Source organism: Hymenobacter puniceus (genome assembly GCF_014333525.1).
GTDB lineage: Bacteria > Bacteroidota > Bacteroidia > Cytophagales > Hymenobacteraceae > Hymenobacter.
The window spans coordinates 145,789-169,439 of sequence record NZ_JACSCX010000001.1 but is presented as its reverse complement, the minus strand read 5'-3'; the positions used below and the strand labels follow the sequence as shown (position 1 = coordinate 169,439).

The following is a 23,651-nucleotide window of genomic DNA, read 5'->3' as shown; positions in this document are numbered from 1 at the left end:
TATCCCCTCTATGAGTAGCAGCTTTCCGCTCTGTTTCCTGCGCCTTTGCCTGCTGCTGGCGTGTGGGCTGGCCGGGAGTAGCGCGTGGGCCCAGCAGCGGCCGGAAACACCGCCCAACACGCGCCGCTGCGTATGGGTGCGCCTGTTGCCGGGCCGCGACACCACGGATTTCACGCTGATTGATACGCTGACCGTGGTGCCTACTTCCGTGAGCATCAAAGGCCGAGCTGTGGCCTATGATGCCCACCAGGACCGGTACCGCTACGTGGAGCCCGGCCGCCGGCTTCCCAGTCCCGAGCCCGGCCAGCCGGATATTACGGTGCCCGGCCTCGACTCGGTGCTGGTGTGCTACCGGGTGCTGCCGCTGCGGCTGGCGGCGCCGGCGTTTCGGCGGCCGCGCAGTTTGCTGGATAGCCTGAACTTCCCGCGCCGCACGTTCGGGCAGGAAGATTTCACGGTGAAAGAGCAGATTCTGAGCACGCCGGGCATCAACAAAACCGGCAACCTGGCGCGCGGCATCAGCTTCGGAAACGCCCAGAATGTGTTTGTCAACTCCTCACTGAACCTACAGCTTGAGGGCCGCCTCACCGACAACATCAACCTGACGGCCGCTATCAGCGACCAGAACGTGCCCTTCCAGCCCGAAGGCAACACCCAGCAGTTGCAGGAATTCGACCGGATTTTCATTACGCTCACCAGCCCGCGCTGGAACCTGACGGCCGGCGACGTGGTGATGCGCAACAAGCCCGACTACTTCCTGCGCTTTTACAAAAACGTGCAGGGAGCGGCCCTGGAAGTGAATCTGGGGCAGAATGCGGGCGGCCTCAGCGGTTTCAGCACACCGCAGCTTACACCGCTGAGTAGCTATCCGGGCGTTGGCTCCGGTTCGTACACCACCACCACTATCACCAACGGCGGGCAGCAGGGTGCTACTACAGCGCCCAGCGCCACATTGCCGCCGGTGGGGCTTGGCGTGCCGCAGGCGGCCGGCACCACCGTGGCAAACGAAACGCGCAGCCGGTTCGGGCCCATTCGGTCGTCGACTACGGTAGCGGGTGGCGTGGCTAAGGGCAAATTTGCCAGTATCGACGTGGCTCCAATTGAGAACGTGCAGGGGCCGTACCGTTTGCGCGGGCCCAACGGCGAGCAGTTCATCATCGTGCTGGCCAACTCCGAGCGGGTGTACCTGGACGGCCGCCTGCTGACGCGTGGCTTCGACAACGACTATATCATCGACTACAACCAGGCCGAAGTCACGTTCTCGCCCCAGCATCTCATCACCCGCAATTCGCGCATCAAGATTGACTTCGAGTATTCCGATTTCAACTACGCCCGCTCGCTCTACCACGCCAGCCACTACCAGCAAGTGGGCCGCCTGAACGTGCACGCCAACTTCTACCGCGAAGCCGACAACCCCGACAATTCGCCCAACCTGCAGCTCGACAGCGTGGACCGACAGCGCCTGCGCGACCTGCCCGACAACGTGGCCCAGGCCAGCACGCCCGGCGGCGGGAGCCCCGTAGCCTACACCCGCACGCAGGTGCTTTACAACCGCGAAACCCGCACCATTAACAACCTGCCCGTGGAGGTATTCACGTACCCGGCCGATTCCACGCGCGACGTGTACAACGTGCGCTTCACGGAAGTCGGAGTTGGCAACGGCGACTACAACCTGAGCACCCGCTTTCCGGGCGCCAATGGGCGGGTGTTCGAGTTTGTGGCGCCGGTGGCGGGCGTGCGGCAGGGCCGCTACGCGCCCATCCGGCTGCTGCCGGCGCCGCTGCTCAAGCAGATTGTGTCCAGCGGGGCCAGCTTTCAGCTGGATTCCACGGCCACCGTGTTTGTCGATCTGGCCGTGTCGGAGCTGGACCTGAACCGATTTTCGCCGGCCTCCGATAAAGGCCAGGCCATGCGCGTGGGCTACGCCGTGCAGGACCGCCGCCTGCCCAACATGGGCTTCCTGCGCGACTACCGCTTCCGCAGCGCCCTCGATTACGAATACACCAGCAGCCGGTTTGCGCCCGTGGATCGGTTCCGCGACATCGAGTTTGACCGCAACTGGAGCACCGCCAGCACCGTGCAGGGCAACGCCACCCGCCGCGAGGCCCACGCCGACAACATCCTGAACTTTGCGGTGGGCGCGGCCAAAGACGGAAACAACGCTGTCAATTACCGCCTCAGCCGCCGGTTTCGGTCGGGGGAAGTGAGCGGGCTGCAGCACTGGCTGGATGCTGCCCGTCAGATCGGGGATGTGCAGCTGCGCGGCAGCTTGTTTCTGCTCAATTCGCAAGCCGGACGTAAGGATTCCCGGTGGGCGCGGGGCGAGGCCGCGGCGCGCTACGTGGGCGCGCCCATCGTGCCCGGCTACGCGTATCGGTTCGATAAAAACCGGGTGGTGCTGCCCACCGGCGACTCCGTTACGTCGGCCAACTACTTCGACGAGCACAATGTGTTTCTGCAAAGCCAGGATTCGGCCCGCACCCGCTTCCGCGCCGACTATACTTTCCGACGCGACCAAACGCCCAACCTGGAGCAAACTGCCATTCAACCGCGCAGCACCGCCCAAACCTGGCAGGGCACCATGGCCACGCGCCTCGGCAAAAGCCAGGACCTGGCCGTGCTGGCTACCTACCGCGACCTAGCCGTGCGCGACAGTGCCCGGCAGCGCAACGTATTGGCCAAAATCGACTGGAATGCCAGCTTTCTGCAAAACCAGATCCGTTCGGAGCTGAGCTACCAAGTGGCCACCGGCCGCGAGCTGAAGCGCGACTACGCCTTCGTGGCCGTGCCCAACGGCCAGGGCACGCACTACTACGGCGGCGACACCAACGGCAACAACACGGAGGACCGCGACGAATTTCTGGAAGCCCAAACCTCGGATGCCGTCTACCGCACCCACATCAAGGTGTACCTGCCCACCGACGACTATATTCTGGCCTTCACCAACCGCTTCAGCTACCGCCTCACTACCAGCGCCCCGCGCACCTGGCGCGACGCCGGCGGCTGGCGCGCGGCCGCAGCCCGCTTCTCGGCCATCAGCACCGTCACGCTGGACCGCCGTACGACGGATAACAGCCTGTCGTCGCGCCTGAACCCGTTTGCGTTTCAGACTGAAGATTCCTTACTGCTGAGCCTTAATAAGCTGCTGCGCAATACGCTGTATTTCAATCGGTCCAATCCCATTTTCGGGGCCGAAATGACTGTGCAGCAAACCCAGCAGAAGGTGCTGCTCACGCAGGGCTCCGACATCCGCAACCTGGCGGCGCAAAGTCTGCTGCTGCGTCGCACGCTGGCGCAGTCGTTTACGGGCCGCCTGAACCTGAGCCGCACCATCCGGCAAAACAGCTCCACCTACCTGGAAACCCGCAATTTTCGGGTGCTGGCCTACGAGCTGGCCCCCGAAATCAGCTACCAGCCCAACGGCACGTTCCGCTTCACCGGCACCTACCTGCGCACCGACAAAAACAACGTCGCGCCCATCAACGACGCCAACAAAGCCCGCGGCATCTTCGACGAGCTGGGTATCGAAACCCGCATCAGCCAGGTCAGCAAGCGCACCATCACGGCCACCACGCGCTACGTGCGCATCAACTTCGACGGCACCCAGGACTCGGTAGTAGGCCTGGAAATCCTGAACGCCCTGCGCCCCGGCAGCAACTTCACCTGGAACCTAAACGCCGAGCAGCGCCTGAGCAACGGCCTCAACCTGAGCGTAGCGTATGATGGCCGCAAAGCCAACGGCATAGGAGCGGTGCACACCGGCCGCATGCAGGTGTCGGTGCTGTTCTAGGGATGCAATGGCTGTGTGTAGAAAATGAAAGAAGCCGCTGTATGAGTACGGCGGCTTCTTTGTGTGATATAAAAAACAGCGCTATAGCAGCAGCTTCCGGAACCCGGCCACTACCGCCAGCTCTGTCTGGCCGGCGGGAGCTTTGGCGGCGTCTAGCTGCTTCTGAGCGGCGGCTAGCCACGCTGCCGACGGCGCGGTGCCGCGCTCCATCTGCGTGAGGCGCTCCAGGCCCAGCGCGGCCAGCTGGCGCAACTGCCCGGAAAGCGGGGCGTACTCGGCGAGGGTGGGGGAGGTGAGCAGCAGCGGCTGCAGGCGCGTGTCGTTGGTTTGCCAGAGTTCTAATTGCTCGCGCAGGCTCTTCTGGAGGTTGCGCGAAGCAGCGGTGCGGGGCACCAAGGCCGTTTTGGCGGGGCGCAACGCCAGCAGCGAATCCACGCGCCAGTTAAACCGCCGCGCCACGTCCGATTCGGCGGGGGCGGCATCTACGAGGCGGGTGAGCGGCGTGCTGGGGGTGTAGGTGAAGCCCTGGAAGTGGCGCTTGTATTCCTTCACCGGCTCCAGCACGGCGGCAAAAGTGCGTAATGGTGCCAGAGCGGCTGGATCGGGGCCGGCGAGTTGTTGCAGCAGCTGCAGCGGCGCGCGACGGTGCTGCAGCCCCAACTTCTCCAGTTGCCCCGAAACAACCTCGAGCCGGCGGTACATATCCGGCACGTCCTGCACCGTGCGCGCCGACCACAGCCGCTCGGCCACGGCCGCGCCGCGGGGCCAGATGCGCGAATCGATAACGACGCTGTCGGCAAACTCGGCCCACATGGTGGCCTCGCCGCCCAGAATCAGGGCTTGCTGCGCAGGCGTCAGGGGCGCATCGGCCGGGAGTGGATCGGTGTTGTAGCTGCTGGCGGCCGTCAGGTAGAGGTCGAGGTAGTAGCCACTGGAAAGCAAGGCCGGGTTGCCGGCTTTGGCGGCATCGTACAAGCCCTTTTTGCCGCGCCAGCTTTGTATCACGGCATTCTGCGGCAGGCCGGGGCCCAGGATTTCGTCCCAGCCCACCATCCTCTTGTTGTACTTCGTGACGATGGCCAGCACCCGGCGGTTGAAGTAAGTCTGCAGGGCGTGCTTGTCGAGCGTCTTATCGGCTTTCAGCATGCCGTTGACGCGGGCAAACTCCATGATGCGCGCACTTTTGCGCCACTGCCGCCCGTCGTTTTCGTCGCCGCCGATGTGGAAATACGGGTCCGGAAACAGCGCCGTCATTTCCCGGAACAGCGTGTCGAGCAAAGCGTAGGTGGTTTCCTTGGTGGGGTCGATGGCGAGGTTGGCGGTGCGCCAGCTCTGGTACACACCGTAGATGGAGTCGTTGGAAGCCAACTGCGGATAGGCCGCCATCCAGGCAATGGTGTGGCTGGGCACGTCGAACTCGGGCAACACCCGAATGCCGCGGGCGGCGGCGTAGCGCAGCACCTCGCGCACCTGCGCCTGGCTGTAGTGTTGCCCGCTGACCTCGTGCAGGCGCGGTAGTACCTTGCTTTCCACCCGGAAACCCTGGTCGTCGGCGAGGTGCCAATGCAGCACGTTCAGCTTCACCGCGGCCATAGCGTCGAGGTTGCGCTTAATGACCGAAACCGGCATGAAGTGGCGCGCCGCGTCAATCAGTAAGCCCCGCCACACGAAACGTGGTTGGTCCTGAATATCCACTTCAGGCAGCACCGTGCGGCGGCCGTCGGGCTGCGGAAGCTGCTCCAGCGTGGTCAGGGCCCGCAGCACGCCCAGCGTGGTGGGCGCGTCAATCAGCACGCCGGTGGGCGTCACGCGGAGGCTGTAGCGCTCCTCGTCCTGCAACTCGGGCAAACCCACACGGCCGTAGCGAATCTGCAGAGGCGCGGCAGCCGGGCTGCCGGCCGGCAAAGCGCTGCCATTGCGGTGCAGCCGGTCCAGCGTGCGCCCGACGGCGGCCGTCAGCAATGGGTCAGCGGGGCCGGTGAGTAGCGGCCGCAGCGCCAGCTTGGCGCCCAGGCTACCCGTTCCCCAGCGCACCGACGTGGGCACCGGTAGCAGATTGCGGGTAGTATTGGCCAAAGTAACCGGCTGCGCCCACAGCGACGAAACCGGTACCAGCGCCGCCAGCAGCAGCACAGCGAAAAAGCGAAAAAGCATAAGCAGCAAAAGAGCAGGGTGGGGGCGAAAGATACGGCACCCGCCGAATCGACAAGTGTTGCTCTGCACCATTCGTGCCGGTTGTGTTGAGGAAGGCAGAGTCGAATACCATCCACGCCGTCGGACCGGCGAACAGCTTCTTTCGGTAGGTCATTCGCAGAATTGGCGTAGCGCGGGCTTTTCCGCAATTTGCGCTAGCGTATTCCTATTGTCCCTACTAATGACTTCTCCTTCCCGATGGGCGGCCTGGGCCTGCACGGCGATGCTGCTGGTGCTGGCCTGGTGGTATTATCCGGCTCCGCAGAGTGGCAATAAGTCGCCGGTGCTGAACTGGGATGCTTCCGGCTACTACCTCTACCTGCCGGCCACCTTCATCTACCACGACCTGCGCGAGCTGAACTTCCGCGACGCCTACCTGCGCGAGTATCAGCCCACGCCCGATTTCTACCAGGCCTACCGAGACTCCACTAGCGGAAACTTCGTGCTGAAATACCCGGCCGGCCTAGCACTGCAGCAACTGCCGTTTTTCCTGGCGGCCCATGCCGTGGCAGCCCCGCTCGGTTACCTGCCCGACGGCTTTTCGGCCCCGTATCAGCTGGCCGTGAAGCTGGGTAGCTTGCTGGTGTCGGTGCTGGGGTTCTGGCTGATTCGGCGGGCGCTGCTGCCGCGGTTTGGCGAGTGGCCCACGGCGAGTGCGCTGCTGGTGCTGCTGCTCGGCACCAATTACCTCACCTACAGCGGCGCCGGCCACGCCGGCATGACGCACAGCTGGCTGCTGACCTGGTACGCCGCGCTGCTGCTGCTCACGCCCGCTTTCTACGCGCGGTCCAGCTTGGCCAGGGCCGTAGGCATCGGTGCCATTATCGGGCTGATGACGCTCACGCGGCCTACGGCGCTGCTGGCCGTGGTGCTGCCGCTGCTCTGGGGCCTGACTTCGCGGGTTGCGCTACGGGAGCGGCTCACGTTCTGGCGGCAGCACTGGCCGTTGCTGCTGGCGGCGGCGGTGGCTGGTGGCGCGCTGCTGAGTCTGCAGCCGCTGTACTGGCACTATGCCACCGGCCGCTGGATTGTGTACAGCTATCAGGAGCAGGGCTTCAACTGGCTGAAGCCGCATCTGTTCGAGGGGATTTTCAGCTTCCGCACGGGCTGGCTGATGTATTCGCCGCTGTTGGTGGTGGCGCTGCTGGGTTTCGGGCCACTGCGGCGGCAGCAACCGGCGGCGTTCTGGCCGCTGCTGGTGTTTACGGTGCTGTTCACCTACGTCACGTTTGCCTGGAACGAGTGGCTATACGGCGGGGGGCTGGGTGCACGCGCCATGATTGACTGCTACGCCGTACTGGCCTGGCCGCTGGCGGCCGCGTTGCGCTGGCTGCTGGCCCGGCCGCGCTGGGCGGTGGCCGCGGCGCCGCTGCTGCTGCTGGGCTGTGCCTACGGCTACTGGCTGACGCAGATGGCCATTCCCGGCGGCCAGGGCCTGCTGGCGGCCGGCGACATGAACCGCTCCTACCTGCGCCACATCCTGTTCCGCTACGAAGTGCCCCCCGAAACCCGCCTGCTGCTCGACAGCAACTCCGAATTCACGGGTGAAGCCCGCAACACGCGCGTGCTGTGGCAGCAGGATTTCGAGCAGCCCGCGCCGGGCCTGTGCGGCACGCCGGCGCTGCAGGGCGCCTGTTCTCTCGCCCTCGATGCCGAACACCCGTATAGCACCGAGTGGACGGTGCCAGTGAAACCCGGCCAGTTCACTTGGGTCCGCGCCTACGCCCAGGCCCGCGCCGACCAAACCGAATGGGACATGAACCGCATGACGCAATACGTAGTACGCTTCCGCCGCGGCCAGGAGGTGGTGAAGGAGCGTACCGTGCGTCTACAACGGGCCCTGGAAGGCGGCTGGCCCCGCGAGCTGCACTTCGACATGCGCCCGCCCAACGCCGATTTCGACAACGTCTCCATCACCTTCCTCTACTACGGCACCAGCGCTAACCTGCTCCTGGATGATGCTCGGCTGGAGGCTTTTGACTGAAGAATGAGGAATTATCATTGCGAGGTATATACGTAGCAATCCTTCCTTTTAAGCTTAAAGCCTAGAAACGGGAGCCGTCAATGCAGCTTCTCTAGTAAGATTAGACGTGCCGAGTTAGTCCTGACCCATTCACTGGCTAGGTAGGCATATCCACCTAAATAGTGGTCTAGATGGATTGTGACAGACGGGTCTACTAAGTGATGTTTAACCTCTGATTTCCAAAAGGAATAACACTGTGCAGCAGCTATCCCCTCTAATTTTTCGCCGATGTCAGCTACCACAAATACAATAGGATGTTGAGCAATGATATCCCGTACTGCCTCTTGATTAAGGTACCGAATTCGCTTCGCAGAAATTCCTCCTTCGTCTAACCAAATAGAATCGAGAGGAATTTTAGTGACTACTATGTCTGAATATTGCATTACCAGTATAAAAGTTTAGTCTATATCAGTCCTCTCGACTTGAACTCCAGATACTTGTTGATGGTATTTACCGTCAGGTTTTGCGGGGCTGTGAGCAGGGCGTGGATGCCGTAGCGGTTCAGCTCACGCACGATCTGGCGTTTTTCCTGCGCGAATTTCTCGGCAATGGTTTGGTTGTAGACGTCCTGCGGCGTGGCAGCCTGTGTGTCCAGAAACTCGCGTAGTTCGGTGTTTTCAAAGAATACCACCAGCAGCAGATGGTCTTTGGCGAGGCGGCGCAGGTAGGGCAACTGGCGCTGCATGCCGCTCAGCGTCTCGAAATTGGTGAATAAAATCAGCAGGCTGCGCTGCCGAATGTTGTTCCTGACGCTGATGTACAGCCGCTCGTAGTCGGTTTCAAGATACTTAGTACGCTGCCGGTACAGCACTTCTAGCAGCTTGCGTATATGGCCGCCGCGCCGGTCGGCGGGCAGCACTGCGCCGGGCTGGTGCGAGAAGGTAATCAGGCCGGCCTTGTCATGCTTGAGGATGGCAATGTTGCTGACCACCAGCGTTGCGTTGATGGCGTAGTCCAGCAGACTTAGGCCCTCAAACGGCATGCGCATCACGCGGCCCTTGTCAATCAGGCAGTATACCTGCTGGGCGCGTTCGTCCTGAAAATGGTTCACCACCAACGAGTCGGCGGCGTGGCCGGTGGTGGTGCGGCGGGCGGTGGCTTTCCAGTTGATGGAGCGTGGGTCGTCGCCGGGCACGTAAGGCCGGATCTGCTCGAACTCCAGGCTGTGTCCCACCCGCCGGATGCGTTTCACACCTACTTCCGTTAGGCGGTTGCTGATAGCCAGCAGCTCATACTGCCGCATCTGCAGAAACGACGGATACACCGGCACCACTCGTTTCTCATCGAACTGAAACCGCCGCCGCACCAGCCCCAACGGCGAGGCCACGTACACGTTCAGGGCTCCAAACTCATACTCGCCGCGCTTCACCGGCCGCAGCTGATACCGGATGACCTGCGTTTCGCCTGGCCGGATAGCCGCCTTAAACAGCACGTCGCGGCGCTGAAACTGGTGCGGAATCTCGTCGATGGTTTCGGTGCTGACCGAGAAGCGGTAGTGGTTTTCGAGGTAGAGGCTGATATCGTTGTCGGAACCGTTGGCCAGCTTGTCGCCCAGCACGCGCCGTCCGAACAGGTGCCCCGCGCCGCACTGAGCCGGCGCGTAGAGCAGCAGCACATCCAGCGCCAGCAGCACCAGCAGCAGGCCCAGCGCCAGCTGCACCGGCGCCAGCCAGCCCGGCAGAAAAAACGCCACCACCAGCCCCACCACCAGCACGGCAAGAAGTAAGAAGAAGCGACGGGTGAGGAAGAAGGATTTCATATTTTCTGTCATTGCGAGCAGAGCGAAGCAATCCTTCCTCTCTAAGCTCTAACCGCCCCTAAGTTGAGAAGCCTCTGGACGAAAGCATACTATTCAAATCTTATCAAACAGGTCCAGCCATTCGATATTCTCCGTTTCAATCAAGGCTGTTTTCTTGGCCCTAGAACCCGCTTTCAACTGCTTTTCCCGCGCAATAGCCGCGTTTACATCCTGATGATGCTCAAAGTAGACTAGCTTGTTCAGGTTGTATGTCTGCGTAAACCCCGGCTGCTTCCCGGCTTTGTGCTCGGAAATGCGGCGGTACAAGTCGTTGGTGATGCCGATATATAAGGTGGTGTGATTGGCGTTAGTGAGAATGTAGACGTGGTAATTGTGCTCACGCATCAGCATAATTTTTGGTAGGCAGTTGCTGAAGAAATTGAGTTAGTACTCTGACGACAGAGAACTTCGCTCTAAGGGAAGTTTAGAGCACAGAGAGGAAGGATTGCTTCGTCCTTCGTCCTCGCAATGACAGTGCTGACTTAGCGAGGAACTTCGATCTGCTGCAGAATCTGCTTCACGATGTCGTCGGGGGTACTTCCTTCCATTTCGCGCTCGGGTGTGAGCTGGATACGGTGGCGCAGCACCGGCGCGGCCAGATACTGCACGTCCTCAGGCGTCACGAAGTCGCGGCCGCGCAGGGCAGCCAAGGCTTTGGCGCCGTTGAGCAAGGCCAGCGAAGCCCGCGGCGAGGCGCCGAGGTACAGGCCTTTGTGGGCGCGGGTCTGGCCCACCACGCGGGCAATGTATTCCAGCAGCTTGGGCTCGACGTGCTGGCGGCGCACCTGCTCGCGCAGACTGTGCAAGTCGTCGGCGCTGAGTACGGCCTGCACTGCTTCCAGCGGCGTGCCACCGAAACCGGTGTGGTGGCCCTGCAGAATGGCTATTTCCTCTTCCATCGTCGGGTAGCCGACGTGCAGCTTGAACAGGAATCGGTCGAGCTGGGCTTCAGGCAGGCGGTAGGTGCCCTCCTGCTCGATAGGGTTTTGGGTGGCCAGCACCACGAACGGCTCCGGCACGGCGTAGCGGGTGCCATCCTGCGTCACCTGCCGCTCCTCCATCACCTCAAACAGCGCCGACTGCGTTTTGGCTGGCGCCCGGTTAATCTCGTCAATCAGCACGATGCTGGCGAAGATGGGACCAGGCCGGAACTCAAACTCCGCCTTATTAGGCCGGAAAATAGAGGTGCCCAACACGTCGGAAGGCATCAGGTCGGGGGTGAACTGCAGGCGGCTGAAGGGCACGGCCAGCGTGCGGGCCAGCAACTTGGCCGTGAGGGTTTTGGCTACGCCCGGTACGCCTTCCAGCAGAATGTGGCCATCGGCCAGGATGGCGGTCAGCAGCAACTCGGCCAGCGCCTGCTGCCCCACAATCACCTTGCCCAGCTCCTGTCGGATAGCGGCGGCGTGGCGGCTGAGGGCGCTAAGGTCAGTGCGCGTAGCGAAAGGGGCCGGGGCAGTTGTATCTGGGCTGGTAATAGTAGCAGCTTCGTCGGCAAGCTCTGGCGTGGGCTGCTGGGGTTGCGGCAATTCGTTTTCGGGTGTCAGATTATTTTCCATCTTGGCAATCAAAAGCAGGAAGAAGCGAAAAAAGTAAAATGAAGTAGCGGGATAATCTTATAGAGTTTATCGTATACTTGTTATAAAGGGCTGTTTTGTGCCTAAAATGAGATTTATTGGAATAATTATAAACGGTAAAATTAAATTGAGAGGCATAGTGCAATTTTAAGCAGCGGACTTTCTGAATTCGTTGAGCGCCTTATTTAAGGCTAATAATTCAGCATCGGAAACGCGGGGTGCGGTGAGCAGGAAGTTGATGCGGCGTACCAGGGCGTCCACCTCGGCGCGGGGCAGGCCGGACTTCTGGGCCAGCCGCTCGCGGGCGGCTTCGTCGTTGAGGTCGAGGCCGGGCTCGTGGAACCGGGTGCGCAGATGCTCCAAAAACAGCTGGATCTTTTTCTCGGCAATGAGGGCGTGGCTGTTGCCCTGGCGGTAGAGGCTGGCCACGGTGCGCGTAAACAGCAGCGTAGTGTTGGGCAGCGGCCGCAGGACTGGGATGATGCGCTGGCGGCGGCGGGCTTCCACGCCCACAAACAGCAAAGCGCCCACCAAACTCAGGTACAGCGCCCAGCGCAGGGCATCGTGCGCCAGCAGCACCCGCAGCAATGACTGCTCTTCCAGTCGGCCCTGCTTCTGGTACTCATCCCACCACACCGGCCGGCCCGTGGGCAGATACGACAGCGCCGCAAACGCGAAGTTGCCGGTGGCGGGCTGCAGCACGAAATAGTTGGTGAAAGCCAGCGGCACCGTGCACAGGTAAAGGTGGCCCCGGCCGTGTGGCACGCGCACCAGTACGGCCCGCCCGGCAGTGTCGGCGGCGAGCTGGGTGGCGCGCATGCCGCTGTCGGGCAGCAGACGGTAGGAGGCGCCCAACGCCGGCAGGCGGAAGTGGGGGCGGCGGGTCTGGCGGGCCAGCTTGGCGTTGGTGAACTGTAGCTGCACCGAATCATTGAGCAGTGCCTCTGGGGTGGCCTTTTTCAGGCGTGGGCGCTGCACAAAAGGTGTACTGCGGAAGCCCAGCGTATCGGCAAAGTGGGCATCGAACTGTTCGGCGGCAATGAATACGTCGTTGCCGCGGGCTACGTGGCGCAGCAACGAGCGGCAGTCGGAGCTACTAAGCGTGAAATTATCATCCACGAACACGTAGGTGGCTTTGGGAAAGCCCGATTCGGCAAGGCCCGCCATGTAGTCGGCGTCGCCGGTTTCCACGCTGGGCACCGACGATGAATCGTCAGCAGCTTTATCAGTTGCACGCCTGGCGGCTTCAACGGAGGCAACTGCAGCAGCCGTATGAGCAGAATCTATAGCTGCGGCTGCGGAATCGGTGGCTTCCTCGTTGAAGTTCTGCTTTTCCTCCGCCTGAGCCACTGAATCAGTGGATACGGTCGTCTCGTCTTCGCCTTCAATCTGGTTGTAGATGGGCACGCGCACGGCTTTCACGTCGCGCTTGGCCACGCCCATTATTTCGGGCAGCACATCGTAGAGCACGTAGGCGCCGTACGGAATCTTGTCTTTGTTCTGGAAGGTGGGCGTCCAGTCGAGGGGCTTGGGGCGGTAGTATTCCACAGCCACGTAGGCCCCGAAGAGCAGCGCCAACCCCAGCATATACCAGCGGAAAGTGGTCATGGGTGCGGGACAGGTCAGGCGGCGCGGCGGCCGGCGGAAAGGAGTTGCTGGAAAGCTAGCCGCGTGGCACGTGCCTGGGCGTATTGGGCTGGTGCGAGGTCGTCCTGCTCGCCGTACCACACATAATCGAACTGCCGGGTCAGCTCCCGGAAAGCGTCGGGCAGCGGGCCGGGGGGCAGCTCGAACAAATAGTCGTGGTTGGTTTTGTCGGGCTGCCACCGGATCAGGCCCTGGTCGGTGAGCTGCTTGAGGGTCTGCAGGTAGCCCAAGCGCACGGCCAGGCGGTAGTTGCCGGCGGTTTCGGCCGAGGTTATCAACTCTTCAAACTGCAGGCCGTGAATATCCTCGCCCTCCACGTCGTAGGGTAGCGCGGCGGCGCGTGGTGCGCGGCCGAAGGCGCGGGTGAAATCAATCTGAAGCAGCTTGAGCACCACAAATACCAGCGCCACCACCAGCCCGGCGTAGATGCCGTATTTCCAGACTACCTGTCCGGAACGGGTGTTCAGCAGCTCTGCCAGCCAACGCCAGAAACGCGCCCAAAACAAGTCCCAGGCGCTTTGCTCGCTTTTCACTTCCACGTACTGAAATTCGCGCTGCTTCCGGAAGTCGCGCAGCCGCGCCGGAGCGGGCGGGCGCAGGGTGGGTGCCGGCGCACGGTCGGGTGAGAGCTGGCGCACGGCGGCGGCATTGCGTACCGGCGTCCGGGCCGCAACGGGCCCGACGGCCCAGGACAACACCAGCATCACCAGTAGCAGCCACCGGCGGCAGCGGCCTATCATCAGCGAGTAAAAGAGGTTGGCAGCAGCCACAAACGGGACAGAAAAACGGAGTAGATGGTTTGGGAAGCGTGGACTTAGTATTCGCCGTCGTCGTCGGGGCGGTAGGTCTGGCTGTAGGCCACCGGTGCCGGTGTGGCCCCCAGGCTGTCTACCAGGCCGCGCAAGCCCACACCTTCTTTGCGTTCTACTAAGTTGAAATACTGGAACGCCAGCGCCAGCAGCAGCACTGGATACGTGAACATGGCACCCGCCACGTACAGGCACTGGGCGGCCATCCCCACCACATCGGAGCCCAGTACGGGTATCTTCAGCATTTTGCCGAACATCACGGCGTACTGCGGCAGCGCAAATACTATGGTTAGCATGCCCTGAATCATGCCGGCTACCACAACCAAGCCCAGCGTCGACCACCACTTGCCGCGCACCAGCACGTAGCAGCGCCGTAGTGCGGCCACCACGCCGCCTTCCTCCAGCAGTAGCACCGGGAAGTACAGCATCAGTGGCACGCCCAGGTAAACCATCACCGGAAATAGCAGAAAAGTCAGCAGGCCCGCCATACCCCCATCACCTAATACGGCTATCAGCCCCACAAACAGGCCGGCAAAGGCGATATACAAGCCAAACAGCAGTGCAAAGGACAGCAGGATACGGCCGAAACGACGCTTCATCACGGCCCAGACCTGCGCGGGCGTAGGCGGCGCCTGGGGCTCGGCGGTGAGTAGCAGGTGCACGTAGCTGTAAACGGTGCTCATCACGGCCACGAAGGCCAGCATCCCGCCGATCATCACGAGGCCCATGCCGGAAAAGTACGAAGCTCCGAAAACAGAGGAAGGGTCCTGCATAGCTCGTGGGTTGGTTTGTACCCGTCCCATCAGATTGAACATGCTGTTCATAATTAACCCCATGCCGATACCCATCACCAGCGACACAGGCAGCACGAAATACAGCAGGCACTTGCCTAGCGGCCGCCAATGCGCGCCCAGAAACTCAAACGTGGCCCCAATTTTGGCTCCGAAATCCCGCTCCTGACGAAAATCGGCTTCCTGAGTAAATCTTGCTTGCATGATGCAGTAGTTGATAACGAAGAGGAAAGAATCAGGCGGGAGAGTGGCCGGCCCGCTGCAGGCGCAAGGGGTACAGAATGAAGTACCAGACAATAAAGGCCGCCGACGAGCCGATAATGCCCAGACTCAGCCACAGCGGCATGCCGGTATGCCGCGTCACGAAGCCTTCGAGGAAGCCGGCCACAATAAAGATGGGAACCAGCCCCAGGGCCAGCTTCAGGCCGTCGCGGGCGGCTTGGCGGAAGGCGTCGGTGCGGGAATAGGTGCCCGGAAACAGCAGGCCGCGCGCCATCACGAAGCCCGCGCCCCCGGCCAGCACAATAGCCGATATTTCCAGCGTACCGTGAATCCAAATGGTGAGCAATGAGGGCAGCAGCACGCCTTTCTGGTAGAAAAAGTACTGAAACGAGCCCAGCATCATGCCATTCCGGAACAGCGCCCACACCGTGCCCAGCCCCAGCGTGGCGCCCAGCGCGTAGGCCGTCAGGGCCACATAGATGTTGTTGGCGGTGATGGCCAGAAACATGGGCGTTTCACTCATGCCCTTGTACACAGCCATTGGGTCGCCGCGCTCAATGTTTTCCAGTGTTTTGTTGACGTAGGCGTCGCCGAGCACCACGCGCACAAACGTGTCGTCGTAGGCCGCCGACAAGGCCCCGAGCAGCGTGAATACCGTGAACAGTACCAGTGAAACCGCCAGCGGGCGGTGGTGGCGAGCTACCAGCAGCGGCAGCTCCTGCCGCCAGAAGTACGCGAAGCGGTTGGTGGTTTCAGGCTTGTTCTGATAGATTGTCTGGTGCTGTTTGGCGGCCAGGTCGTTGAGGTAGCGGGTGGTAGGCGACGTGGGGTAGAAGGTCTGGGCGTAGGCCAGGTCGTCGGTCAGCTCCACGAAGCGGGCCGCCAGCTCGTCGGGGCCGGCGGGTGGCTGCAGCTCATACTGCTTCCACTTGGCCTCGTTGATCCGAAGAAATACGGCTTCGCGCATAAGGATAGCTACTGAAAAGAGGACGCGACGGCCAGGATAGAATAAGCGGCGCCGGAGCGGCCGGAATGCGGACAGAACCCGTAATTTGCGGCCCGCCGGACAGGGCGAAGATTGCCAATTTTTCCGACCCCGCCGCTATTCTTTCCGCCTTAAAAATTCCAGCCGGCCCCCGGCCCGGCATCTGCTGCCCCATGAGTACCATCCGCGTCCAGACCGCCCAGAACGTCACCCTCGAATACGAAGTTGCCAGCGTGGGCGAACGAATCGTGGCAGCCATCATCGACGACCTGATTCTGCTGGCCTGGATAGTGCTGTGGGCGCTGCTGGTAAGCGCGCTGGGCTCCGACAATAACGTTCTGGTGGGCCTAGTCATACTGGTGGCGGGCGTGCCGGCCGTGTTCTACCACCTGCTGTGCGAGCTGTTCTTCAACGGCCAGAGCCTGGGCAAAAAGGCACGCCACATCAAGGTAATCCGGCTCGATGGTACCCGGCCCGGCTTCGGCGACTACCTGCTGCGCTGGATTCTGCGCATCGTGGATACGGGCATCCTGAGCGGCCTGATTGCCGTGGTGGTGATTCTGGCCAACGGCCGCGGGCAGCGCATCGGCGACTTGGCGGCCGGAACCTCCGTGGTGAGCACGCGCGCCCGCCAGCAGGGTGGTTCGCTGGCCCCCGCCTTCACCGATGCTGACTATATGGTGGTATTTCCGCAGGCCGCCCAGCTCCAGGACCACGATGTAGCCACCATCCGACAGCTGCTTTTCAAGGGGCTGGAGCGCGAAAACTACGAGCTGCTCAACGAAGTGGCCAACAAAGTGAAAACCCTCACCGGCATCCAGACCCAACTTCCCGACGAAGCCTTTCTGCGCACCGTACTGCGCGACCACGCCCACCTGGCCGCCGTGCAGGGCTAGCCCAACGCACTATCAATTAGGTGCATTATAGGCACAAAAAAAGCCTCCGAAACAGACATCTCACCGCGAGATGCCCGTTTCGGAGGCTTTTTACTTTAGGCGAAAATTATTCCGTCACGATAACCTGGCGCGTGCCGGCTGGCTGGTTGTCGAAGCGCAGATTCAGGAAATAGGTGCCGGCGGCCTGGCCTTTGCTTTCCCATTTTACCACTTGCGAGCCAGCCGGGCGCAGGCCTGCATCTACCGTGTCCACGGTGCGGCCCAAGGCGTCCGTCACGACCAGCGTAACACGGGCGGCGCGGGGCAGCCCGAAGCTGACACTGGCAACGCCGCGCAGCGGGTTGGGGTAGAGAGAAAGGTTGGTAGCCAGCTCGGCTTGGCGCACACCCGTCACGCCGGCGGCCCCAGCCACCGCAATGTCGCGGATGGCGCTGCCGTTGCCCACCGTGCCTACTGCCGTGGTGGCACCGGTTGTCGTGTTGAGGGTGTAGAAAGTGCTGTTGCCATTAGTAGCGGCATTCGCCACCAGATACGCCGTGTTGGTGGCGCCAGCAGTGAAAATGTCCATATCCACGTCGCGGGCCACGGTAGCGGTGAGTCCCGTAGTGCCCAGCGTGTTCAGCGTACCGTCGTTTGGTGGGTTCTGGAGCGCCAGCACGTTGCGGGCTTCATCGTAAACGAAAAGCTGGGTAGCAGTGGCGTTGGCCACGCTATTGGTGTATGCTGCCGCACCGATTGAGGGCGTGTTGGCAGCGTTAACGTCGCCGGTGGCATACGTGAGCTGGCCATCGGTGAAGGCCACGGCACCGTCGTTGGGGTTGAGGCGGAAATTAGCGCGGTTGGCACCTACCACCCGAATCCGGTCAACGGTGGGGTTGAAATCGAAGCCGATGCTGCCGGTGCCCAGGGCCATCGCTACCGGCGTGGCATTGATGGCGCGGGCTGCTCCCGTCGCGGCATTGATGGTGTATACTGTAGCCGTCTGGGCCGTGGCATTGTAGCCCAGAGCATACAGCGAGTTGGTGGCCGGCCGCACGTCCATACCTACCAAGGTCTGAGTGGCATCCACGCCCGAAATACCTACCGAAGTGCGGATCAGGCTGGGGTTAGCAGAGTCAAACGTGAGCAGGTTGGTGCCACCCAGCGCGTATACCAGCTGGCCCGTGATGGCTGGCAGCGAAGCCGGGCGGGAGATGGCTACCGTCAAGTCAATAAATGTGAAATTGTTGGCGTTGCCTAGTGTACCGGCAACCGTAGCCGCGCCAGAAGCCAGGTTGATGGTATACAGCTGGTTGCTGATGGTGAAAGTCGGCGACACCGTAGACAGCGACATATAGGCAACGTTCTGCCCGGTGGTCGGGTTGAAATAAACATCCAGATCTGAAATCTGCAGGTTGCTGTTGGTGGTTACCCCTAGTGGTCCCACCGTATTGAGCGTGCCGTCGTTCGGCGGAATCTGGGTGACGAGGCGGCTGTTGGCTTCGTCGAGATTGTAGAGCGTGGTGCCGGTAGCCCCAATGTAGCTGTTGGTGTAGGCCGACGAGCCGACGCCAGGCGTCTGGGATGCGTTAGGGTCGGTAGTGGCGTAGGTCAGGTTGCCATCAGTAGCGGCAATGCCACCCGTTACAGGATTGAGGCGAACGTTAGCTCGGTTGCCGGCCGTCACCCGGATACGGTCCACGGTAGGGTTGAAGTCGAATCCAATACGCGTAAAATCAGTACCTAATGCCAGCGTCACTGGGCTTCCTACGGGCGTAAGAACACCGGTCGTAGCGAGCGTGTAAAGCTGCGCGTTATTGGTAGTGGCCCCAGCATTATAGCCCAGCGCAAACAGCTGGCCGGTGTTTGGGCGCGTGTCGATGCCTACCACCCGCTGGCCGGTAGCTAAACCAGTAATCGGTGCTGTAGCCGTAAAAGTACCGGGAGCGGTCAGCTGGAAAGTAACCAGCCGATAATCACCTAACAGGTCTGCGGTTATGCCGTAGGCCGTTTGGGCCTGGGCAGCGCCGGCCGACAAGCCGAGTGCGGCTAAACCTAGAAAGGCAGAACGCCAGGAAGAAGTGCGCGAAGTAGCTTTTTGACGCATAACGAGAAATGAAAAAGGGGTTAAAGAGAAAGTAAAATCAGGTGCCAATGGCTGCCTGCTTATTTTCCTTACGGACAGATAAACTACTTGGACTGCTTTTATTACATTTTTAATGAGATACGTAAGGTGGCACGAAAGCGTGTGGCTCTGGCAAGGCGTACTGTAGTGCTTCAAAAACAAAAAAGGATGACCTTTTTTCAAAGGTCATCCTTGTGATGCGCTAGACGGCAACAAACAGTCTACCAAGGCACAAACTCATTCTGCCAGGTCACGAAGCTGCCGTTTTCCTCGTCGTGCAGCTGCTCGGCGAGGCGCAGAATACCCTTGGCTGCTACGGCCGGGTCCTGGGCGGCGGCCGTGCCACCCATGCCGGTGCGCACCCAGCCCGGATCCACCAGCATCGACAGCACGCCGTACTGCCCGATTTCGGCGGCCAAAGCGCGCATGTACATATTCAGGGTGGCTTTGCTGGCGCTGTAGTGGTACGGGTCGCCGGACGCTTTCCAGGTAATGGAGCCCTGCCCCGACGATAGGCTCAGAATGCGCGGCTTGGTGCCGGCGCGCAACAGATTCAGAAAGGCCTGCGCAACCAGCAGCGGGCCCACGGCATTCACGCGCAGCACCTGCAGCGCCACATCGGCCGTGAACTGCCCCAGGCGCTGGTTTTCCGGGTCTTCGGGCCCGGCACCCGGGTACACGCCGGCGTTATTGATGAGCAGGTCGAGGCTGGCGGTAGCCGCCTGCACGGTGGCGCGGGCGGCTTCGATGCTGGCTTCATTGGTGACATCGAGGGCGACGAGCGTGAGGCGGCCGGCCGGATATTGGCTGGCCAGCTCGTGCAGGTCGGTAGCGGATTCGGGCCGGCGGCAGGTGGCAAACACCGTGTCGCCGCGCTCCAGTGCCTGCCGGGTGAGCTCTAGGCCCAGGCCGCGGTTTGCCCCAGTAATAAGGACGCGTTTCATAAGTAGGGAAAAATGAAAGGTGGCATTATGGGGAGGGGCCCGCAGTTTAATGAAAAACCGCCAACCCAGCGCGCTAACCCCGAATTCTGCACAATGCAAAACGGCCCATCAGAAACTGACAGGCCGTTTAAAACAGTGTGTTGTTTAGGAGCAGGACTACCCCGCCGACACGGCCTTGCGGCGGCTGGCGGTTTTGGGGGCGCGCTCCTCGCCTTGGGCCAGCAACTCGTCGTCGCGCTCCGTTTTCTTCGACCAGCTCAGCGAGTACAGGTCCTTGCGCCGGTCGCGCAGGTTGCGCACGGCACCGCTGGTGTTCAGGTCTTTGAGCAAATCCAGGTCGAGGTCGGCAATCAGGGTCATTTCCGTGTTCGGCGTAGCCTCGGCCACAATGGCGTCGTGGGGGAAGGCAAAATCACTAGGGCTGAACACGGCGCTCTGCGAGTACTGAATGTCCATGTTTTCCACGCGGGGTAGGTTGCCCACCGAGCCGGTAATGGCCACGTAGCACTCATTTTCGATGGCTCGGGCCTGGGCGCAGAGGCGCACGCGCTGGTAGGCGTTCTTGGTATCGGTCCAGAAGGGCACGAACAGGATTTTCATGCCTTCGTCGCTCAGCATGCGGCTCAGCTCCGGAAACTCCACGTCGTAGCAGATCAGGATGCCGATTTTGCCGAAGTCGGTGTCGAAGCAGCGCAGCTTGTCGCCGCCGCGCATGCCCCAGTAGCTGGCCTCGTCGGGCGTTACGTGCAGCTTGTATTGCTCGTCCACGGTGCCGTCGCGGCGGCAGAGGTAGCTCACGTTATAGAGTTTGCCATCCTCGTAAAGCGGCATCGAGCCGGCAATGACGTTGATGTTATAGCTCACGGCCAGTTCCATCATCTTGGTTTTGATGGGCTCGGTGAAGGCCGCCATCGAGCGGATAGCTACCGAGGGTGACTCCTCGTTGGTGAGGGCCATCATGGGCGCGTTGAAGAACTCGGGGAACAGCACGCAGTCGGCCTTGTAGCCCGAAACGGTGTCCACGAAGAACTCAATCTGCTGGAAAAAGTCCTCCAGGTTTTTGGTCGCGCGCATCTGCCACTGCACGATGCCGATGCGCACGTTGGACTTCTGGTTACCGATCAGCTTGTCGAATTCCTCGTCGTAGTACACGTTGATCCACTCCAGCAGCGTGGCATAGGCCTTGCTTTCGGAGTCGTAGGGCAGGTACCCGCGGATGATTTTGCGGACGTAGAAGTCGTTGGAGAGCTGGAAGGTAAGGATGGGGTCAACCAGCTCCTTATTGCGTACCATCTCCACGTACTTGGCGGGCGTCATTTCCTCGGCGTACTGATTGTAGCCGGGAATCCGGCCGCCGGCCACCATGGCGCGCAAATTCAGGTTCTCACACAGCTCCTTGCGGGCGTCATACAAGCGGCGGCCCAGGCGCAGGCTGCGGTACTCGGGGTCCACGAATACGTCCACGCCATACAAGGTGTCACCGTCGGAGTTGTGGGTATCAAACTTGCCGTGGCCCGTGATTTTGGCGTAGGTGTGCCGGTCGCCGAAGTCGGAATACTGCACAATGATGGCCAGCGCGGCCGCCACCACCTGCCCGTTGTCCTCGATGCAGATCTGGCCCTCGGGGAATTTCTTGAGCAGGTTGTTGTACTCTTCCTGCGACCAGGCGCCCTCCATGTTGGAGTACACCTTGTCCATGATTTCTTGCACCACCTTGAAATCAGAGCGTTTCAGGGTGCGCAGTACTAGTTTGTGGGCGGGTACGGCCGTAGGGGTGAGCCGCTCGGTGGCGGCGGTAGATTGTTTTTTGGCGTGGCTGCCACCGGCAGCCTTGTTGCTCGAGTTTGTGGCCATATCAGGTAGCGGAGAGTGTCAGAGGAAAGCACAAAGATACCGGCCTCAGTTGGGGACGGCTCTGTCTTACGGGCAGAACAACAAATTCGGCGGCAAAAAGACTCAGTTCTACTCTTCGCCACAGGCTGCCAACAGGGCGAAGCTCCTATGCCAAGTCCAACAACACTGACTGAAGCATTACTGCCGCACCACGCGCCGTACGGCCACCCCATCCGGGGTTTGTATGTGCAGCACGGCCACACCCCGAAAGCTCCCAAACAGCGTCGCTGGTAACTCTATTTGCCGCACCGCCGGAGGCAGCGCATACTGAAACAGCCGCCGCCCGGCCAGGTCGGTGGCCGTAATGGTGGCCGCGCCGCCTGTGGTGCGCGCGAGGTGTAGCGCCGCCTGTGCATTGCCTGGATTCGGATAGAGCTGCAGCGCGGTTTCGGCCAGGCTTGGGCCGTTTTTTAGCACGATGCGGCGGTATATGTCGCGGTACTCTACGTTCGACACCACTTCCTGCCCGCCTACTTGTGCCGTGGTGATGGTGAGCAGCGGCACGCGCTGGCCGGTAGCCAGCCATTTGTATTCGCGCCGTACCGGCAAATCAAACCCCTGGCTGGTAGTGCCCACCGAAACGCTGTCGTGGTCTTCGAGGCGCGTCACGACGCGCACCGTCTGAAATGTGCCGAAGGGCGTGGTGAGCATGCCCCAGGCATCGGCCTTGTTCACCCGCTTGCGGCGCTGGCTGAGGTAGCCGGTGCCAGGCACACTGATGCTGAAAAACGAGTTGCTGGAATCAGCCGGACTGGCGTAGCTGAGCGGAAACCGATAAATGATGTCCTGCTGGCTGGCGCTGGCATACGTGACGGGCACAGCCGTGCCGGCCAGCGTGCCGCCGTAGCCCACCGAGCGGAAATCAGCAACGGAGGCGTTGAAAAACTGATACGGGTCGGTGACGGGCAGCGCGAAGCCGGGCGGCACCGGCACCGCTTGCGGCGAGGCTACCGTGGCGCGGTTGGCGCCGCTCAGGGCCGAGTTGAACGTGAACGTGTAGAGCGGCTGGTTGGGCACGGTAGTGAAGCGCGCCACATTCTGCGCGGTAGCAGTCAGCCCGCTGTAGTTCCAGGTCTGGTTGGGCCCGCGGCGGCTGAGGGGCGGAGCGCTGGCCGGCAGCTGCACAGCCGCCGTACTTTGGCGCAGCGTGTCGCTCGGCACCGGCATGTCGGTGCGGGTGATGGTGGGGGAAGTGGCAGTTTGGGCCTGGGCTGACAGCGCCGACACGGCGAGCAGGAGCAACGGGTAGCAGTAGCGCATAAGAGCAGAAGTAAACGGCGAAACCTCAATATAGCGCCAACGCCGTTCTGAAAGGCATTCGGGTGCGCTGTTGTACCTTGCAGCCATGCTTCCGCCCGAAGAACGCCGCCTCCAGACGCTGGGCCGCCTGCTCGCTCAGCCCGATGGGTTTCCGCCCACAGCCTGGCTATGCGCCCCATCCGACCCCAGCCGCTGGCAGCCCGATATGCCTGCGGCCGTGCTGCTGGTAGCGGCCCCCGGCCAGCTGGTGCCCACGCCGCCCGGCCTGGTGCGCACGCTGTTCATGGATGAAGTGCAGTTGGTGATGGAGCGCCTATTGACGCAGGTGCCGGGCGCTTCCCCCGAGCTACGCGTGAACGTGCTGGCCGGCTACAAGCTGCAGCACGAGTTTCCGGCCCTCACCAGTCATCCCGACGACCTGGCCGACCATCTTGCCGATGCCGTGCGGGCCGGCGGCCTCAGTGCCGCTGCCGCCCTAACCCACCTGCGGCGCTACTTCGCTCACTTCACCGCCGAAGCCGCCGAGCGCATCATGGCCCAAGCTTACCGTCGGCTGAAATGAGAGCGGTGAAGAAGTAAATGGTGATAAGGTGACGAAGTAAGAACGTCGGTCCCGAGCGGAGCGTCGTATTTCGGGTCGTCTCAACCTCAGCATGCGAGATGCTTCGGCTGCGCCTCTGCTTGACACGCTTACTTCATCACCTCATCACTATTCGCCT

The 23,651-nt window shown here is 61.6% G+C and carries 16 protein-coding genes; 4 read left to right on the top strand and 12 right to left on the bottom strand.

Annotated elements, in window-relative coordinates; translation table 11 throughout:
• The first annotated feature begins 10 nt into the window (after nucleotides 1–10).
• The gene (locus tag H8B14_RS00705; RefSeq protein WP_187313719.1) at nucleotides 11–3,790 is read left to right on the top strand and encodes a hypothetical protein; all 3,780 of its coding nucleotides are present in this window, start codon (nucleotides 11–13) and stop codon (nucleotides 3,788–3,790) included.
• Between the two features lie 81 nt (nucleotides 3,791–3,871).
• On the opposite strand, the gene H8B14_RS00700 is transcribed toward H8B14_RS00705, so the two are convergent.
• Nucleotides 3,872–5,944, bottom strand: a complete 2,073-nt coding sequence (locus H8B14_RS00700) for a beta-N-acetylhexosaminidase (RefSeq protein ID WP_187313718.1) — start codon at nucleotides 5,942–5,944, stop codon at nucleotides 3,872–3,874.
• Nucleotides 5,945–6,164: 220 nt separating this feature from the next.
• On the opposite strand from H8B14_RS00700, the gene H8B14_RS00695 reads away from it, so the two are divergent.
• On the top strand, nucleotides 6,165–7,967 hold the full coding sequence (locus H8B14_RS00695; RefSeq protein WP_187313717.1) for a hypothetical protein: 1,803 nt from the start codon (nucleotides 6,165–6,167) through the stop codon (nucleotides 7,965–7,967).
• 442 nt (nucleotides 7,968–8,409) lie between these two features.
• On the opposite strand, the gene H8B14_RS00690 is transcribed toward H8B14_RS00695, so the two are convergent.
• The 7 genes from H8B14_RS00690 to H8B14_RS00660 form a co-directional block, all read right to left on the bottom strand.
• On the bottom strand, nucleotides 8,410–9,765 hold the full coding sequence (locus H8B14_RS00690; protein WP_261989835.1) for a DUF58 domain-containing protein: 1,356 nt from the start codon (nucleotides 9,763–9,765) through the stop codon (nucleotides 8,410–8,412).
• 93 nt (nucleotides 9,766–9,858) lie between these two features.
• The gene (locus H8B14_RS00685) at nucleotides 9,859–10,149 is read right to left on the bottom strand and encodes a GIY-YIG nuclease family protein (RefSeq protein WP_187313715.1); all 291 of its coding nucleotides are present in this window, start codon (nucleotides 10,147–10,149) and stop codon (nucleotides 9,859–9,861) included.
• Nucleotides 10,150–10,286: 137 nt separating this feature from the next.
• Nucleotides 10,287–11,363, bottom strand: a complete 1,077-nt coding sequence (locus H8B14_RS00680) for an AAA family ATPase (RefSeq protein ID WP_261989834.1) — start codon at nucleotides 11,361–11,363, stop codon at nucleotides 10,287–10,289.
• 165 nt (nucleotides 11,364–11,528) lie between these two features.
• Nucleotides 11,529–12,989: a DUF4350 domain-containing protein gene (locus H8B14_RS00675; RefSeq protein WP_187313714.1), complete on the bottom strand. Its 1,461-nt coding sequence runs from the start codon at nucleotides 12,987–12,989 to the stop codon at nucleotides 11,529–11,531.
• Nucleotides 12,990–13,003: 14 nt separating this feature from the next.
• Nucleotides 13,004–13,798 (bottom strand): DUF4129 domain-containing protein, encoded by a 795-nt coding sequence (locus H8B14_RS00670; RefSeq protein WP_187313713.1) that lies wholly within the window; start codon nucleotides 13,796–13,798, stop codon nucleotides 13,004–13,006.
• A gap of 44 nt (nucleotides 13,799–13,842) precedes the next feature.
• Nucleotides 13,843–14,832 (bottom strand): hypothetical protein, encoded by a 990-nt coding sequence (locus H8B14_RS00665; protein WP_187313712.1) that lies wholly within the window; start codon nucleotides 14,830–14,832, stop codon nucleotides 13,843–13,845.
• Nucleotides 14,833–14,863: 31 nt separating this feature from the next.
• Nucleotides 14,864–15,817, bottom strand: a complete 954-nt coding sequence (locus tag H8B14_RS00660; protein ID WP_187313711.1) for a stage II sporulation protein M — start codon at nucleotides 15,815–15,817, stop codon at nucleotides 14,864–14,866.
• A 191-nt stretch (nucleotides 15,818–16,008) separates the two neighbouring features.
• Here H8B14_RS00660 and H8B14_RS00655 point away from each other — a divergent pair, with 191 nt between their 5' ends.
• The gene (locus H8B14_RS00655) at nucleotides 16,009–16,731 is read left to right on the top strand and encodes an RDD family protein (RefSeq protein WP_187313710.1); all 723 of its coding nucleotides are present in this window, start codon (nucleotides 16,009–16,011) and stop codon (nucleotides 16,729–16,731) included.
• A 106-nt stretch (nucleotides 16,732–16,837) separates the two neighbouring features.
• Here H8B14_RS00655 and H8B14_RS00650 read toward each other — a convergent pair whose 3' ends face one another.
• The 4 genes from H8B14_RS00650 to H8B14_RS00635 all read right to left on the bottom strand — a co-directional run bounded on the left by H8B14_RS00650 (nucleotide 16,838) and on the right by H8B14_RS00635 (nucleotide 22,932).
• Complete coding sequence (locus H8B14_RS00650; RefSeq protein ID WP_187313709.1) at nucleotides 16,838–18,817, bottom strand: DUF4394 domain-containing protein; 1,980 nt, start codon at nucleotides 18,815–18,817, stop codon at nucleotides 16,838–16,840.
• A 239-nt stretch (nucleotides 18,818–19,056) separates the two neighbouring features.
• Nucleotides 19,057–19,779, bottom strand: a complete 723-nt coding sequence (locus H8B14_RS00645; RefSeq protein ID WP_187313708.1) for an SDR family oxidoreductase — start codon at nucleotides 19,777–19,779, stop codon at nucleotides 19,057–19,059.
• Nucleotides 19,780–19,935: 156 nt separating this feature from the next.
• Nucleotides 19,936–21,477: a bifunctional GNAT family N-acetyltransferase/carbon-nitrogen hydrolase family protein gene (locus tag H8B14_RS00640; protein WP_261989869.1), complete on the bottom strand. Its 1,542-nt coding sequence runs from the start codon at nucleotides 21,475–21,477 to the stop codon at nucleotides 19,936–19,938.
• Nucleotides 21,478–21,810: 333 nt separating this feature from the next.
• A complete protein-coding gene (locus H8B14_RS00635) occupies nucleotides 21,811–22,932 on the bottom strand; it encodes a hypothetical protein (protein WP_187313706.1) in 1,122 nt (373 codons plus the stop codon).
• Nucleotides 22,933–23,017: 85 nt separating this feature from the next.
• On the opposite strand from H8B14_RS00635, the gene H8B14_RS00630 reads away from it, so the two are divergent.
• A complete protein-coding gene (locus H8B14_RS00630; protein ID WP_187313705.1) occupies nucleotides 23,018–23,494 on the top strand; it encodes a hypothetical protein in 477 nt (158 codons plus the stop codon).
• Nucleotides 23,495–23,651 lie beyond the last annotated feature (157 nt).